Raw genomic sequence first — 15,266 nt, 5'->3', positions numbered from 1 at the left:
CTGCCTGTCTACTGGAGTCACGGCCCTTACATTGAGACTTACGAGGAGCTACCCAACACTTCCGGGTTAAGAATATTGGGCGGGCGCTGACCGAGATGATAGGCGATAATATTATCGCTGGCCATGGTTGCCATCAACGTGCGCGTGCGCAGCGAGGCGCTGGCAATGTGGGGCAAAAGCACCACGTTTTCCATCGCCAGCAGTTCTGGTTCGACTGCCGGCTCGTTCTCGAATACGTCCAGGCCGGCGCCGGCAATGGTTCCTTCCTGCAGCGCTTTCACCAGCGCTTTCTCATCCACAATTGGCCCGCGAGCCGTGTTGATCAGTATGGCAGTTGGTTTCATTAACTTCAATTCGCGCTCGCCGATCAGGTGATGGGTGGCTGGCATGTAGGGCGTGTGGATACTGACGAAGTCGGCCAGTTTCAGCACCTCTTCAAAAGGCATGTAGGTAAGATGGTACTCCAGTTCCTCCTCCTCCGACATGCGATAGACATCATAATAGATCACTTTCATGTCGAAGCCGGTGGAGCGCTTCGCCACCAACTTGCCGATGCGCCCGGCTCCAATCAGTCCAAGTGTCGAACCATGCACCTCGGCCCCACAGAAGAGTAAAGGTCCCCAACCGTGGTATTTGCCCGCGCGCAGGAAACGCTCCGCTTCAGGAATGCGGCGCGCCACGGCCATCAACAGGGCAAAAGCCAGGTCGGCAGTCGTATCGGAGAGGACACCCGGTGTGTTGCTGACGGCTATTCCCAGGCGTGTGGCCGCTTCAACATCGATATTGTTGAAGCCTACCGCCATGTTCGCCACCATCTTTAAGCGCGGCGTGGCCGACGCGCATGCCTCTAAAAAGCGTGCATCAATGTTATCGGTGAGCAAGCAATAAATATAGTCGTGACCGGGACCGCGTCGCAGCAGTTCTTCGTAAGGCCAGATTACCCCCTCGTCCATATTGGCTTCCACATCGCCGATTTCCTCGAGTGGTGGATAGGCAGGGCCTGGCACTTTCTGTGTTACCAGAATCTTTGGACGATCCGGCATAATAGAATAACCTCCCTGTTATATAGAGACGACCACCTCGCGGTCGTCCTTCCCTATTGTCGCACACTCGTACTTTGCTTTTCCACTACGCTGCTCTCCGGGGCCTCGCTTGTGGGAGGGGGAGGCGTGAACTGGAAGCGTTTCTGAAACCGCCGTCGCAGCAACATCGCCAGGGCGGGCCATCCATCTTTCCAGGGTGAGAGCTTTTTAGCCTTACGGGGTGCGTAACCGATGGGAACTTCAAGAATGCTGTAGCCCGCCTGCAGGATACAGGCCGTAATCTCCGGCTCGATCTCGAAACGGCGGCCCTCCATAGGCAGCGCCCGCGCCAGTACACCCGGCATTAACTTGTAGCATGTCTCCATATCATGAATGTGCGACCCGTATAAGATATTCGTGACTCCGGTCAGGAAGCGATTACCCCAGCGCGTCGTAAACTTCTGCGGCGAAAGGTCGCGGCGCCCGTAGATCGCAACATTGTTCTTGCCTGCCTCTTCCCATTTACGCACCAGGGCCGGAATATCCTGTGGGTTATACTCCATATCGGCATCCTGTACCGTGACCAGGTCTCCTGTAGCCAGGGCGAAACCTGTGCGCAAGCCTGCTCCCTTGCCTTGATTATGGTCGTGACGAATGAAATGATAGCTGTTAAATGGAGCCTTCTGGCGTAATGCTTGCAAAATCTCCCAGGTACGGTCGGTTGATGCATCATCTACTACAATTACCTCAAGGTCGAGCGGCACTTGAGAGAGCGATTCGAGTACCTGGGCCACTGTCTCCTCTTCATTATATACGGGTACAACTACTGAAATCCGCATGGGCTAATACCTCGCTTCTCTGGGAGATATGAAATTACTCTCAGACACTGAAAAAATTGTACTGCTATTAGCAACGAACGGGCATAAAAATAGCAACGCTCTCACTCCTTCCATACCTGAATGGTTCCATCCATCAGGGCAACGACCAGTCCGTGATCCGCGAAATGCATCGTGCTGACCTGCCAGGGATGATAGAGTCTCTGCATGATCTCACTTCTGGCAGTAGACCACAGATCGATGACCCCTTCGTTCATCTCACTATCTTCACGCGCTACCGCGACCCACTGCGCATCAGGCGAAATGGCCAATCGTGAGCTTGCTCCCATCGTCCCACTGTTCAATTCGCGAAATGTTCCTTTCAGGGTATCGTAAATTCGCACCGCATCACTCGTAGGGACAGCGGCCTGTCCCTGTCCTCGCTGGGCCGCACGCCCTCCATTGCTCGTAGGAACAGCGGCCTGTCCCTTTCCTTTAGAAACAAACGCCAGCACTGTAGCATCTGGGGTAACCGCATACGGCGGCGCGCAATCGGCACAGACTCCTGCCATGAGAGACACAGTAATTTGAGGTCGTGGTTTCCCACCAAAACGCGACTTTGCTGTCAGGTCCCAGCGCCGTATGACGATCATTTGCTCCTGCTCGCCAGGCACATTGGCGCAGGAGAGCGTGAGCAGAGTGCTCGCATCCCTGGATAATTTGCGTAACCGTATCGCCCAGAATTGTCGTTTTTCGATCTCATCTTCGGCGCAGATAAGCGGCGCGCTCAATGACTCGGCTGCGGTTCCAATGCGATGTTGTACCACATCTGTTGCGCGCACTCCCTGGGAACGCGGCGCCAGCGGATCATCGCGCAATAGGGGCAGCGCCATCCATACATCCTGGGCGCCGTCCACCTGTTCCTCTAATACCACGTCAAGCGAGTAATGCGCGGATACGGCACGTACATGAAGCGGGTGACTCCACAGCAGCGACCCATCACGCGCGTCCCAGACATGCAGTCCCAATCTTCCCCAGCCCGCCACCAGCCCACCGGATGCCGAGAAGCGCAATTCGCGCAGCGATTCGAGCGTAAGTGTTGGATCGGCGGTAAAACGTATGTGCGCCCGGTCCGTGCCCTGGTGCCAGAGTATGCCCTGACCATCGAGCGTTCCCATTGCAATGCACGGCCCATCGGGAGTCTGTACGCTGCTCAATGCTGAAATCACGCCAATGTGCGTTTGTAGCCTGGCGTCGCGGTGAAATGGCCCCCTGGTACTGAAAATACTGAGGCCTTCGTATTCGATGTCTTCTGAGGCATCGAATTTGCGCTGTACGGGACGTGGGCGCGTCAATCCGCCTTTGCGCAGGTCGATAACGCCACCAATGATGGTATCATATTGCTGGCGTTTTTCGGGATCGCTCAGTACATCATAGGCGCGGTTGATACGCTTCATTTGCGTCGCGCCCTCCGGCCCTGCAAGGTCGGGATGATAGCGCCGCGCCAGCCGGCGATAGGCGCGCTTCAACGTATCACTATCAGCATCAATAGGTACGCCTAAAATAGCATAGTAGTTATCGAGTGTGTCCATAGCGGAAACGTTTTAAATTGGTTGCCTTTCTACTAATATAGATGCAAGGTCTCGGAGATGCTTTCAATAAGATTCTGCCTCATGAGTTCAACTATGTCCATGCTGAATGATGTACAAAGCCCTACAACGACACAATTCTCGTGCGGTCTTTCATCACCCCCATCGCGATGCGCCGCACGCCCCACATATAGTATGTACCGAAGGTGCGATAAGGACGCCAGATTTCGCCGCGCTCCCGCATCTCTTTGGGGGTTGGTCGCTTCTCTAAACCATATGCCTCACGTACTCCCTCTAACAGGCCCAGATCATCGACGGGCAAGACATCGGCGCGTCCCAGCGAGAAAATCAGAATCATCTCAGCCGTCCAGCGACCAATGCCCTTCACGACGATCAATTCTGCGATGACTGCCTCATCATCAAGTTCCGCCAGGCGCTCCAGGTTCAACTGGCCGCTGCTGACACGTTCAGTCAGGTCGCGCACATAGCGTGCTTTTGGCGTCGAAAGCCCTGCTGCTCGCAGCGCGTCGTGGTCTAAGGGCAGCAGCGCTTCAGGCGTGAGCGAACCGGTGAATTCCGTAGCATACGCGTGTGCCTGGCATGTCGCGGCGCGCAGGCGGGCCATGATTGCATCCGCCGCCCTGACGGAGATTTGCTGCGAAATGATCGCATCAATCAGCGCCTCGAACACATTAGGATTGGGTTCCAGCGTGCATGGTCCGACGCGCTCAATCGCTTGAGCCATGATAGGATCGATATCGCTCAGGTAGGCAGTGGCAGTGCTAACTACCTGGCTCCAGTTAGTAGAAATTGTCATGTTAACTTACTGTTGGGGTATCTCTGGATATGATACCATCGGTTGCTCATATTGAGGCTGCTGGTGATCTTGCTCCATCTCCGCTTCCTGCCCTGCCGGCTGCGTATCAAGCTGTGGATTATGAACGCTACCTACCAGAACTATAGCAGATGGCAATCGGGTGGTCAAGGAATATTGGCGTCAGGGCAGGGCGATTGAAAAGTCGCGTCAAGTGAGGTCAACTGTACAAGACGCTCCGACAAAATCAAGCTCGTTCTCGCGACTTTTCAATCGCTCTGTATTGGCGTAGGGATCATGCACTTTAATGGGATACTTTGGTAGATGATGGATTTTCCTGTATCTATATTGTTCAGACCGTGGGTAAATCGCGCCTGTTGAACACCACCAGGCCAATAATCCCTAGAACCAACCCTATGATGACCAGTATCCACGGATACCACCAGGTGATCGAATGCAGTGCCAGCGCCTGCACAGCCTGCGTATAGTAAAATGGTTGAATCTTTTGCATCCAGGAGAGCTTATCGGAAAGCCCGCCGAGTGTGTTCATCAGGTAAAAGAGGCCGACAAAGCCAAGTGCGGTGCCTCCCGCAGCGCGGCTGGAATTGAGAAATGAGCCGAACAACATGCCCAGCCCGGTTGCCATGAAGAGAAAGGCGAACCCGATGGCCTGCGCGGTGAAGAGCCATTGCCAGCTCACACCGGCATTGGCGACGAAGAGCGTGCTTAGCCAGACGGCGAAGACCGTCAATATGCTCAGAATGAGACCGCTGATGACCGCGCTGAGCCATAATTCCAGGTAATAGCGCGTGCGACTGACGGGCCGAGAAAGCGCGAGGTCGAGTGTCCCGTTCTCAAACGTTGTAGGCAGTGCCGCGCCCGCGATGTAGGCTACCAGGCCACCGAAAATCAAACCATAAAACGAACTATACAGCTCGAGCGCGATCAGCGCCGAAAAACTCGAGGCGCTGGGCAATTTTGCTCCGACCAGCCCTGCCACGACATTTGATGTCAGGTAAGCGTTGAAATTGAAACCTGATAGCGTTGGGTAGATTAAACCACACACGAGCGCTACAAAAAATGCATAGAACGCGCCTGAGCCAATCGGTATTTGCGCGCTGCGCAGCGCCTGTAGAGTGATCGCCAGTCCATGCGCGCGCTTCCTGGGGGCCGGTATGCTTTTTGCGGAAATGGATGTTGTCGCCATGATGCACGCTCCTTTATCGCGAATTCACCGGTGATGTTCCGGCGCCTGTATCTTCATAAAATTTCAGGAACACTTCCTCTAACGGGGCTTCCTCTGCCTGTAAACGTAAGACCTCGTGGCAGCTGAATGCCTTGATCAATGGGTCCATACTGCCACTGACTGTCAGACTATAGGAGTGGTCATGCTGGGAGACATTGCCTACACCTGGAATGTGCTCCAATTCTTCCGCCGTGACCGCGTCTCCAAATTCGACCGTCACCCGCTGCCCGGCCTTTTCGCGCAGCGCCTCGACGGCCTCGACCGTTACCAGCTCTCCCCGGCGGATCACAGCCACGCGCTGGCACACTTTCTCCACGTCGCTCATAATATGCGAACTCATGAAGATGGTCTTTCCACGCGCCTGCTCCTGTAGCAAGAACTCGTTGAATGTCTTCTGCAACAGTGGGTCGAGGCCGGATGTCGGCTCATCCAGGATCAGCACTTCAGGGTCGCACATGAACGCCAGCACGATGCCAATCTTCTGGCGCATACCCTTGGAATAGCCCTTGAGAGGACGCTTCATCTCCACATCAAAGCGCGCTACCAGGTCCTTTAATAACACCGGTTCGCGGCCCTGTAAGCGCGAGAAGTAGTCAATCACCTGTTTGCCGGTCATCTGACCCGGCAAACGCACATCTCCGGGCAGGTAACCAATATATTGATGAAGTTCATGCACGTCACGCTGTGCGTCCAGCCCGAGTACGCGAATCGCGCCTGAAGTCGGGCGAATAACATCCAGCATGCAGCGAATCGTCGTCGTCTTTCCCGCCCCATTCGGTCCCAGGAAGCCGAAGATTTCACCGCGCTCCACATTCATCGAAATGCCTTTTACCGCCTGCACAGTTCCATATGATTTATGAAGGTTATCAATCACGATAACCGGTTCTGGAGTACTCATCACTCTATCTCCTTTTGAACCTGCTCTTTTGTAATTTCTACGACCCGGTCGATATACTGATTAAAGACCGTAGTAACCTCCTGTAATTCGCTTTGCGTGGTGGCCTGGCGTGGCTCGAAGGTGCGTCGAATCGTTTCCGCCATTAACTCCGCCGCTACTTCGTCGGGCACCTTGATGTCATCCGGCAACCAGGGGTCGATGAGTAGAATGCCCGTCGAAAGGGCGCTCAACAGGTACAGCTCCTCACGTATGCCGATATCGGCGCGTACCAGGCCATGATTGCGCAAAAACTCAAGAAACGTCTTGTAGCGAGCTATCCTTTCTTCGTAAGCCTCGGTTGCATATTCTTTATGCACCAGTTCGCCTATCATATTGGTATCGCGCAAAATCACCGCTTTCATCAGCGGGCTTTTCATGGTCGCAAGTGTGGCATGTTTCATCACGCCGTGCAGTGTCGCGCCCTCCGGATCAGCGGCGATACGCCGCCGGATATCTTCGGTCAGCGCCAGCTCCTCGCGCCGCATCAGCGCATCGAAAAGGTCTTCGCGCGTTTTCCAGTGCAGGTAAATGGTGCCTTTTGCCACTCCCGCTCGCCTGGCGATATCGTCAATCGTTGTTTTATTGTAACCCCAGCGCTGTATCAACTCTGCCGCGGCATCGAGAATACGCTGGGCGCGTTCCTGCTGCTTCGAGCGCTCCTCCTGCTTTCTGTCTTCTCCGTTCCTGCTACGTCGATTCGACACCTTTCCCACCTCTTCCTTAGATGCGTGACTGGTTGACCAATTAAGCTAAATTGGTCAAAATCGTTTTCCGGTCATAAATATACCCGAAACGAGAGCGAAAGTCAAGCATTAACAATCCGATGATTACCCATAAGTTGGGCGAGAGATTCTTCGTTGCACTCAGAATGACATGTCCCGGACACAGGCGCCTGTGTCCGGGACATGTCATTCTGAGTGCAACGAAGAATCTGAGTGAATCGAATGTAACACTTTCTCCTTCAGAATTGAATAGTATACTGTAGGGACACAAATCGGACACGCCTCTATCAATCAACAGGTACGGAAGGACGTGTAAATGGAACCAGATATGCCACGCGGCGTGGCCTATGTTATACCTTCGACCGCCTCTAATAAGGAGCGCATTGTCGAATTTCTTGCTGACAATGCGGCGGCGCTCCTTGGCACCCTGCGTTCTTATGTCCAACGTATGGGCGTTGCCAGGGGTGAAGAGGTGACAGCTACGGCGATTGAGGTGTTACAGGAAGTGGTCATCGAAGCGCTTGACCATGCCGACCGCTTCAATCCTTCGGGCCAGCCGATGGCGTGGCTTTTAGGCATAGCGATCAACATCATCAAACGCAAAAAGGTAGAGTACGCGAAGCGCTCGCGGCGCGAATTATTTATTCACGAGCTGTCAACAGACCGGCAAGAGTCCCTGAGCGACGATGAACTGTTAGACCAGATTCCGGCATGCGCAACCGCCGGGCCGGAACAGGATGTCGCCGCCAACGAACAGGCAGCCCTGCTGCTCTCTCTTGTCTCGCCTGAGGATCAACAACTCTTACAACTGGCGTTCCTCTATGGCTTTGAGAGAGAAGCCCTGGCGGAGAAGCTCGGTATTACACCTGCCGCGGCGCGTGTAAGATTGCACCGCGCCTTGAAACGCCTGCGTTTAGCCTGGCGCGAACAACATATGAACAATCAGGAAGGAGAAAGCCATGAATGAGCAACTGACCCCTGCTATGCAGCATAATGCTCAGATTCTACAGCGCTACATCTGCGCTATGGAGAACGGCGACGTCGATACTATTGCCACCGTGTTGAGCGAGGCCGAGCAGAATCAGGCCCTGGAGCGTATGATCCTGGAAATCAATGCGGTATATCAGGATGAAGACCATACCCTTGCACGGCCCGCCGATGTCGCTATGATCCAGCAAATCATCCTCGCTGCAACTCCTGGAATGGGAGCAAATGGAATCGGGGAAACAGGCCTGCAATTGGATAGCCGGCAAGAGATCCCCGTATATGGGCTCTCTCAGGTTGCTCTTGATGAAACACCTGAACCGGCCAGGCGAGCAACAGTCCAGGTCTTGCCCGCCAGGAAGACCGAAGCGCGCAAATGGTATCGCGTTCCTCGCAGCTGGATGGTCGCGGCTGTAGCGGCCGTATTGATTGTGCTGATATTGGTACCCAATGGCGGCGCGTTAGCAAGCCAGTTTCTCTCGCTCTTCCGCGTGCAGCATTTCCAGACCGTGCAGGTCACGAAGCAAGACATACAGACGCTGGCCTCGCGTCCAATTCCATCGTTTGAGGACCTGGGAACCTTGCAGGTTCAGCCCGGCAGCTTACAAACCCAGGATGGTCTGACGGAAGCGCAGGCCGCTCGCATGGTCAACTTCCCCATCTTGCTGCCCCACTACCTGCCGCGCGGCATTCCCACCACCCCTGATTTCAGTGTGATGAGCGCCGGGCAGGCTACCTTTACCTTCAATGCCAGCAAAGCGCGCGCCTTCTTCTCAAAGAATGGCTATGGCAACGTCAACATTCCGGCCAATCTGGATGGCGCGACCTTTGAGCTAACAATTAGCGCGGGTGTGGCGATTTCATACGGAAACGGGGCCGATACCCAATTCATGATCATGGAAATTCCCAGCCCCTTGATACGCGCCACCGGTAGCGCAACGCTTGAGGAATTGCGCAATGTCGCGCTCTCGCTTCCTGGCCTGCCTTCCCAGCTTGTAGCGCAGCTCAAGCAAATCGACCTGAGCAGCGGCGTCGTACCGTTGCCGGTTCCGTCGGGCATCAATTCCCAGACCATCACCGTACATGGCACCAGCGGACTGTTGCTCACCCGGAACATCTCGACCACTATTAAGCAGTTCAAGCAATTTCCTGCTGGCAGCGCGGTTGTGTGGCAAACAGGAAATATCATCTACGCCGTCGGTGGCACCGTTTCCGATACCAATCAGTTATTGAGATCGGCCAATTCGTTAGTTTAGAGGGCGAGTGATACATGCAATTGAATAGCAAATCTGCCACAAATCAGGAGCCGGTAGGCCCACCGGTGTATAGTAAGGGCGACCCTTCGCGGTCGCCCTCGCCTGCTATGAATGGTAATGGCCGCCTGCCCGCGGTAGAAATACAGGGACTGCGCAAGGTCTACCAGCAGATCATCGCGGTCGATGATATCAGCCTTGTCACCTACAGGGGCGAGGCTTTCGGCTTTCTTGGGCCAAACGGCGCGGGAAAATCCACTGTAGTGAAGATACTCACCGGGCTGGTCGCGCCCACAAAAGGCACGGTGCGCGTGCTGGGCCAGCCGATCAATCACGTAGAATCGCGCCGGCGCATTGGTTATTTACCCGAATTCCCCTCTTTCCATCGCTGGTTCAAGGCGCATGACTTTCTCGAATTTCACGGTCGGCTCTATGGTCTGCGAGGAGCAACGCTGGAAAAACGCATTACAGAAGTGCTGGAGATGGTGGGTTTGTCCGGGCGCGATCATCAGAAGCTGGGCACATTTTCCAAGGGTATGTTGCAGCGCATCGGATTGGCCCAGGCCCTCATCAACAAGCCGGACCTGGTTATTCTCGATGAACTCGTGTCCGGCCTTGATCCTGTCGGCCAGCGTGATATGCGCGAACTGCTGCGCGAACTGCGGGAAGAGGGCACCAGCATCTTCCTCAATTCGCACCTGCTGGCCGATGTCGAAGCCATCTGCGACCGCGTCGCCATCATCAACCAGGGACGTATCTTGAAAGTTGGCGCGCCTGCCGAATTGTTCGACAAGAGAAAGGTCTTTGAGGTGCGCGTCAGCCAGGTTACAGAGGAATTGCTCCTGCGTCTCAAATCTGTCGCGCTCTCTATAGAAATGCAAGAGGATGACCCGAACAGCCTCCAGGTCGAGGTTCAGCGTGAGGGGCAATCAGCCGATATCGCGGACATCGTCTATGCCTGCGGGGCGCGTCTCTACACACTGGCGCCGCGCCGCCTCTCGCTCGAACAAATCTTCTTCGATACGATCGATGCTTTGAAAGCAGGCAATTAATTTCATGCTGTAGGGACAGGGCCTTGTGCCTGTCCTTCATAGAGGGAAATATATCATGGGATTGCTCTTGATTACACGCTTCACCATTCAGGAAGCCTTTCATCGCTGGCTCCTGCTGGCGATGCTGGTATTGAATATCTTGCTGCTGGCGGTGTTCGCCCTCATGCTCAATGCCGCCTATTCGATCCAGCTCGCGAATGCTCCAAATCACTCCGACCCACAGCTCTTCTTGCTGGAATTTGACGTCGTTATTTCTATTCTATCGGTATGGGCCGCCTATCTGCTCAGCGGGGCCTTGACCATCGTGCTGAGCATCAACATGACTTCCGGCGAGATAGAGGCGAATACCTTTTCCGTCGTTGTCTCGAAGCCTTTGCATCGCGCCGAGATCATCTTCGGCAAGTGGCTGGGCTACGCGCTGATCCTGACCATCTACACGGCGATGCTCTTTTTCACCTTCCTGGGCATCATCTTCTGGCGCACGGGCTACTTCCCTGAAAATGCCCTGCCCGCGCTGGGCATGATCGAAATGAGTACGCTCGTCTTGCTGGCTCTCACCACGCTGGGCAGCACAATCTTCCCTACCCTTGTCAACGGGGCCATTGCGATCATGATGTTTATCGGCGCGCCCCTGGCCAGCTTCGTGCAGCTGATTACCACGTCGCAGGGTCAAACGACGCAGAATATCATCACCTTCGTCAATCTGGTAATTCCAACCGATGCCCTCTGGCACGGCGCCTCATACTACCTTGTCCCCTCCTTCGTATTCAGCCTGGTACAGGAACGCGGCCTGCTCTTCAGCCTGAATACGCCCTTTACCTCGATCCAGCCGATAGCCCCTGCGCTCTTCGCCTGGGCCATACTGTACTGCATTGCGCTCCCGATTGGAGGGGCGATACGCTTTCAGAAGCGGGATTTGTAAGTGAGTCTTCCCATTAAAGAATTGCTCTACGATATGTTATACTTGAGCAGGAAAGTCTGAATATTGCTCAACTATTGAGACAGAAAAGGAGTGAACCATGACCATATCACTTCGAAGAACACTGCTTATCGTTGGTCTTGCCCTGGTCCTGCTAGTAGCTCTGTTGAGCTGGTCCATTAGCATGGCGCGTTCAGGTGACCCTTTCCAGCATGCAGGCTTCAGCGCCAGTCATGCGGTAGCTTATACTTGCCCGCCGCCACCAAGGATGTGTTAGGGAATAGTCAAGACACGTGGCGATTTTGGTGCTGATGGAGGTATTCAAGTATCCACATACGTATAAGCATTGCATTACGCTGCCTATGACAGGGGCAATACGGTTTTCAGCGGCGGGATTTGTGAAGCAACGTGCGGAAATAAGCTGCGATGCTTCTTTTCGAGTGGGGAAGTTGTTTTAAGATGTGTTAATATTTTGAGAAAAATTTTAAGAGCTTGTTCGGAAATCTCCACCTGGGATACAAGTCAGTTTTCCGAACAAGCTCCGCTAGTATTATGTTTACTTATTCAAAGATAAGTTGGATACATTACTTTGTAATCAGAAACCATCTATAGTCGTGGAGCCACTACCGACGCCAACATCTTGGGTGCCTGAAATATTACCATCTGCACTTCCATTAGTAGTTGCACTCCAAGAAACAGGAATCCCATCATGAAGGCAAGTAACAGTTCCTTCTTCCTGAAAAACTGTTACGCTTTGTCCCTTGGTTAAAATAATAGGACCCCCTTTACCACCAGGACCTGGAATTTGACCAGGACCACAGGTAATTACTGTGTAAACACTCCAATAGGTGTTTGTAAGGCCGCCGGAGCAGTTGTTTGTGAGATCCATGGTCGCTTTAATCTCATGGGGAGCGTAATTCTGATCCCATATAGATACTCCAATGCACGGGATGGTACCAGGTATACCATTTGGGATATTGAGTTTCTGGTGCGATCGTACAGAGAAATACTTCCCGTCATATAAAATAGTTCAGCCAGAATGCCTTCCTACATCAGTTAATGAGCCAGCGTGAGCAACTGGAGCAAATATACTGATAATAGTTCCTAGTACAAACATAAAAATGACAAGTGCTAGAGGAAAACTGATCAGTAAACTATGCGCTTTTCTTTCTCCCGGCAAAGGGGTACTGGTGTTTTTGGTCATGTAACCTCCTCTTATTCAATTGCTGGCGTAAAATAGCATAGCGAGCATAAATGATATTGATGAGGAAGTAAATTAAAAACACATAAAGAAATTAGAATACAGAACCGAATGAAATCCAGAAGGCGGAAATCATGAAATTATGCGCACTTTGCTCAATTACCCTCAGTTAATAAAACCGCGCTATTCACCTGGGTTGTGACTTAAAATGGTATAATGATGAAATAAAATGCAGGGTTTGAGATGAAGAACAACGAGATAGCAATTATCTTCTGCATGGTTGTTTTTTAATGAACGAGAGTTTATTATCATGGGAGGTTGAATATGGAAAATTATTCTATACAAGACGAAGATGGGTCCTTATGGAGTCTAGCTTACCGAGATAATAAAGCCCGAGCTCATTTAGCTCGATCCATAAAGATATGGGGCAGGAGGAGTGGTGGAAAACTTATAACCTACCCTGGTCATCAGAGCGGTGTAAGGGCCTTAGCATGGTCACCTGATAGTAGCAAAATCGCTTTCGGTGGATATGATGGTACAGTACAGATATGGAATCCTACTAATGGTTCACATATTTTGACTCTCTCTACCAAATCTGACTCTGTAGTGACAATGGCCTGGTCACCTGATGGTGAGTATATTGCTGCTGGCACTGAAAATAACTGTGGAAAAATATGGAATGCCAATACCGGCCACGAAATATTGACATATTTCGGTCATACTGGTATCGTCTGGTCAGTAGGATGGGCGCCAGATAGCACTCAAATCGTGTCAGGAAGTGAGGACAAGACAGTACGAATATGGAATGCTTTCACTGGAGATACCTCTGTTGTGTATAAACGACATGCTGGTCCGGTAGAAGCAGTATCATGGTCACCTGATAGTAAATATATCGCTTCTGGTAGTGATGATAAGACCGTAAGAGTTTGGAGCGCAATTACGGGAAACGACGTACTCATGTATCGTGGCCATTCCAATACAGTCATCACACTATGCTGGTCATTTGATAGCAAAAGAATTGCTTCCGGGAGTGATAGGGTTAATGCTGCTGAAGAGGATGGATTGCTCAGAAAAAATTCAACAGTACAGATTTGGGATGCGAATACGGGAGGCAATGTCGTACTTTGCGATAACAGTCCATTCAGAACGTATGCAATAAGCTGGTCGCCTGATGCCTCTTATATCGTTATTGGAAGTATGTCAGCAGAGGCCTTGAAGGTGTATGATTCTACGACAGGAGAGGATGTTGCTATTCTTGATCTAGGCAATTCGTTTGTAGAATCAGGTCAGGTTTTATCCGTGGCCTGGTCACCGGATGGTACTCGCATCGCCGCTGGTTTTAGCAGTGGAATTGTACAAGTATGGTCAACCGATTAGTTACTTTTAAAACTTAGGCGTAAGGATTCCAAATGCCCATATACGTATGAGAGTGAAGTTTTTAACTTCATACGTATATGGGTTCCAACTACAATCAGGCATTCCCTACGAATGAAAACTCGCCCACATCTACAGGTAAACCGCCCGCATAAAATCTCACAGGCGTTATCTGATTGTACTTAGGACTTTAGAGACAAAACAGAACTCTCAAATTCCTGCCCGCGCTCTCACCCCTGAGGCGGTTGCTGGTAAGGATTATATCCCGGCTGGTTGCCCGGCTGCTGTGATGGATATTGCGTGGCCTGTGGGTATTGTTGTGGATACTGCTGCGGCCCCTGGTAGGCCTGTCCGTATGGATCAGGCGCCGCCTGCGGTCCCTGATAAGGCTGCCCATAAACAGTTGGTGCTTGATACGGCGAGTAGGGTTGAGCGGGCTGTGCGCCAACAGCTCCGGTAAAGACCGGGCTTGCTACCTGCGGTCGCTTCCTGAACATGGGCAAGACCAGTCCAAGAACACCCAGAATCGCGCCGGCGATGATCAACCAGATCGATTTCAACCATTCGTTGTCATAAAACCCATTCGGGTTGGCAAGGTACTCGCTCGTGGTATAGGTTCCCAGCACGTTGCCGCTGCTATCGTAAAAGACCAGCTTTTCAATCTGATGGGCCTCATTGACGGTTGTGCCGTTTACATTCAGATCGACACTGGTTGTGTCTGTGCGAGCAACAAAGCTGATCGCGGTGGAGTTATCGATGTCGCTCTGGGCGACCGACCGGCCAAAACTTCCGTTGAGCGCAACGAAGTAGTCCGAGGACCCATCGGCATTGATGTAAATGTTGCCCGTCTCCGAGCCACTGCCGATATGATAGTTAGTGTTTGGCTGGCTGGTTTCGTAAGTAACCTGGTGCGACCCCACTGCTCCCCAGATCAGTCCGGCGATAACTAGAATGACGCCGCACACGATCAGGCCCCAACGCCTGGTCAGTAAGAGAATGAGTAATCGAATCATGAGAATACGACCTTTCTTGTGATTTGTTCCTGCCTGGAACCGCCCGGCTCTAGTGGCAAGCGGGCCATTCGTTCTTGATCGATATGATACCTGACAATCGAGTTCACTTCTATGGTCTTTTCCACATTTGTCCTGGGTAAAAACCTACATTTTACCGGCACCCGCCAAGGGATTAACGCTTGAGCGCCGGGCCGCTTCACATAGTGGATCGGAAGCACAAGCATCTATGCAAGTATCTGATGAAGTCTGACTCTTCTTTCACAAAACCCATCCTTAGCAAATGCGAAAAGCCCTGCTGTAAAATGGAGCAAAAGACTGCTGTATT

At 52.5% G+C, this 15,266-nt stretch carries 16 protein-coding genes; 6 read left to right on the top strand and 10 right to left on the bottom strand.

Features of this window, described 5'->3' with window-relative positions:
- Positions 1–38: 38 nt before the first annotated feature.
- The 7 genes from VFA09_23310 to VFA09_23280 all read right to left on the bottom strand — a co-directional run bounded on the left by VFA09_23310 (position 39) and on the right by VFA09_23280 (position 7,127).
- Positions 39–1,043 carry a D-glycerate dehydrogenase gene (locus tag VFA09_23310; GenBank protein ID HZU70219.1) on the bottom strand — a complete coding sequence of 335 codons (1,005 nt, stop codon included), beginning with the start codon at positions 1,041–1,043 and terminating at the stop codon, positions 39–41.
- Positions 1,044–1,096: 53 nt separating this feature from the next.
- Positions 1,097–1,861: a glycosyltransferase family 2 protein gene (locus VFA09_23305; GenBank protein ID HZU70218.1), complete on the bottom strand. Its 765-nt coding sequence runs from the start codon at positions 1,859–1,861 to the stop codon at positions 1,097–1,099.
- A gap of 101 nt (positions 1,862–1,962) precedes the next feature.
- The gene (locus tag VFA09_23300; GenBank protein HZU70217.1) at positions 1,963–3,429 is read right to left on the bottom strand and encodes a DnaJ domain-containing protein; all 1,467 of its coding nucleotides are present in this window, start codon (positions 3,427–3,429) and stop codon (positions 1,963–1,965) included.
- A 121-nt stretch (positions 3,430–3,550) separates the two neighbouring features.
- Positions 3,551–4,243: a DNA-3-methyladenine glycosylase gene (locus VFA09_23295; GenBank protein HZU70216.1), complete on the bottom strand. Its 693-nt coding sequence runs from the start codon at positions 4,241–4,243 to the stop codon at positions 3,551–3,553.
- Between the two features lie 349 nt (positions 4,244–4,592).
- Positions 4,593–5,447 (bottom strand): ABC transporter permease subunit, encoded by an 855-nt coding sequence (locus tag VFA09_23290; GenBank protein HZU70215.1) that lies wholly within the window; start codon positions 5,445–5,447, stop codon positions 4,593–4,595.
- Positions 5,448–5,460: 13 nt separating this feature from the next.
- Complete coding sequence (locus tag VFA09_23285; protein ID HZU70214.1) at positions 5,461–6,384, bottom strand: ABC transporter ATP-binding protein; 924 nt, start codon at positions 6,382–6,384, stop codon at positions 5,461–5,463.
- Positions 6,384–7,127 carry a helix-turn-helix domain-containing protein gene (locus VFA09_23280; protein ID HZU70213.1) on the bottom strand — a complete coding sequence of 248 codons (744 nt, stop codon included), beginning with the start codon at positions 7,125–7,127 and terminating at the stop codon, positions 6,384–6,386. Before VFA09_23280 ends, VFA09_23285 begins: the two co-directional genes overlap by 1 nt.
- A gap of 334 nt (positions 7,128–7,461) precedes the next feature.
- On the opposite strand from VFA09_23280, the gene VFA09_23275 reads away from it, so the two are divergent.
- From VFA09_23275 to VFA09_23255, 5 genes are all read left to right on the top strand, one after another.
- Positions 7,462–8,112: a sigma-70 family RNA polymerase sigma factor gene (locus tag VFA09_23275; protein HZU70212.1), complete on the top strand. Its 651-nt coding sequence runs from the start codon at positions 7,462–7,464 to the stop codon at positions 8,110–8,112.
- Positions 8,105–9,385, top strand: coding sequence for a hypothetical protein (locus tag VFA09_23270; GenBank protein ID HZU70211.1), 1,281 nt, complete (start codon positions 8,105–8,107; stop codon positions 9,383–9,385). The genes VFA09_23275 and VFA09_23270 overlap by 8 nt, the downstream gene beginning before the upstream one ends.
- 14 nt (positions 9,386–9,399) lie before the next feature.
- A complete protein-coding gene (locus VFA09_23265) occupies positions 9,400–10,434 on the top strand; it encodes an ABC transporter ATP-binding protein (GenBank protein ID HZU70210.1) in 1,035 nt (344 codons plus the stop codon).
- 55 nt (positions 10,435–10,489) lie between these two features.
- The gene (locus VFA09_23260) at positions 10,490–11,356 is read left to right on the top strand and encodes an ABC transporter permease subunit (protein ID HZU70209.1); all 867 of its coding nucleotides are present in this window, start codon (positions 10,490–10,492) and stop codon (positions 11,354–11,356) included.
- A 97-nt stretch (positions 11,357–11,453) separates the two neighbouring features.
- Complete coding sequence (locus tag VFA09_23255; protein ID HZU70208.1) at positions 11,454–11,630, top strand: hypothetical protein; 177 nt, start codon at positions 11,454–11,456, stop codon at positions 11,628–11,630.
- A 318-nt stretch (positions 11,631–11,948) separates the two neighbouring features.
- Here VFA09_23255 and VFA09_23250 read toward each other — a convergent pair whose 3' ends face one another.
- Complete coding sequence (locus VFA09_23250) at positions 11,949–12,242, bottom strand: hypothetical protein (protein ID HZU70207.1); 294 nt, start codon at positions 12,240–12,242, stop codon at positions 11,949–11,951.
- Between the two features lie 141 nt (positions 12,243–12,383).
- Positions 12,384–12,557 (bottom strand): hypothetical protein, encoded by a 174-nt coding sequence (locus tag VFA09_23245; protein HZU70206.1) that lies wholly within the window; start codon positions 12,555–12,557, stop codon positions 12,384–12,386.
- A 321-nt stretch (positions 12,558–12,878) separates the two neighbouring features.
- On the opposite strand from VFA09_23245, the gene VFA09_23240 reads away from it, so the two are divergent.
- Entirely contained in the window at positions 12,879–13,931 is a 1,053-nt protein-coding gene (locus VFA09_23240) for a WD40 repeat domain-containing protein (protein HZU70205.1), read from the top strand.
- A 227-nt stretch (positions 13,932–14,158) separates the two neighbouring features.
- On the opposite strand, the gene VFA09_23235 is transcribed toward VFA09_23240, so the two are convergent.
- Complete coding sequence (locus VFA09_23235; GenBank protein ID HZU70204.1) at positions 14,159–14,941, bottom strand: hypothetical protein; 783 nt, start codon at positions 14,939–14,941, stop codon at positions 14,159–14,161.
- Positions 14,942–15,266: the final 325 nt, after the last annotated feature.

Source organism: Ktedonobacteraceae bacterium (assembly GCA_035653615.1).
Lineage (GTDB): Bacteria > Chloroflexota > Ktedonobacteria > Ktedonobacterales > Ktedonobacteraceae > DASRBN01.
This window is presented reverse-complemented; position numbering and strand designations above follow the sequence as displayed.

Excerpts from the sequence above, each read along its gene's own strand:
- VFA09_23235 (HZU70204.1), bottom strand. The coding sequence starts at position 14,941 with ATGATTCGATTACTCATTCTCTTACTGACCAGGCGTTGGGGCCTGATC.
- VFA09_23250 (HZU70207.1), bottom strand. The coding sequence starts at position 12,242 with ATGGATCTCACAAACAACTGCTCCGGCGGCCTTACAAACACCTATTGG.
- VFA09_23285 (HZU70214.1), bottom strand. The coding sequence starts at position 6,384 with ATGAGTACTCCAGAACCGGTTATCGTGATTGATAACCTTCATAAATCA.
- VFA09_23310 (HZU70219.1), bottom strand. The coding sequence starts at position 1,043 with ATGCCGGATCGTCCAAAGATTCTGGTAACACAGAAAGTGCCAGGCCCT.
- VFA09_23295 (HZU70216.1), bottom strand. The coding sequence starts at position 4,243 with ATGACAATTTCTACTAACTGGAGCCAGGTAGTTAGCACTGCCACTGCC.
- VFA09_23275 (HZU70212.1), top strand. The coding sequence starts at position 7,462 with ATGGAACCAGATATGCCACGCGGCGTGGCCTATGTTATACCTTCGACC.
- VFA09_23240 (HZU70205.1), top strand. The coding sequence starts at position 12,879 with ATGGAAAATTATTCTATACAAGACGAAGATGGGTCCTTATGGAGTCTA.
- VFA09_23290 (HZU70215.1), bottom strand. The coding sequence starts at position 5,447 with ATGGCGACAACATCCATTTCCGCAAAAAGCATACCGGCCCCCAGGAAG.
- VFA09_23300 (HZU70217.1), bottom strand. The coding sequence starts at position 3,429 with ATGGACACACTCGATAACTACTATGCTATTTTAGGCGTACCTATTGAT.
- VFA09_23270 (HZU70211.1), top strand. The coding sequence starts at position 8,105 with ATGAATGAGCAACTGACCCCTGCTATGCAGCATAATGCTCAGATTCTA.
- VFA09_23245 (HZU70206.1), bottom strand. The coding sequence starts at position 12,557 with ATGACCAAAAACACCAGTACCCCTTTGCCGGGAGAAAGAAAAGCGCAT.
- VFA09_23305 (HZU70218.1), bottom strand. The coding sequence starts at position 1,861 with ATGCGGATTTCAGTAGTTGTACCCGTATATAATGAAGAGGAGACAGTG.
- VFA09_23260 (HZU70209.1), top strand. The coding sequence starts at position 10,490 with ATGGGATTGCTCTTGATTACACGCTTCACCATTCAGGAAGCCTTTCAT.
- VFA09_23265 (HZU70210.1), top strand. The coding sequence starts at position 9,400 with ATGCAATTGAATAGCAAATCTGCCACAAATCAGGAGCCGGTAGGCCCA.
- VFA09_23255 (HZU70208.1), top strand. The coding sequence starts at position 11,454 with ATGACCATATCACTTCGAAGAACACTGCTTATCGTTGGTCTTGCCCTG.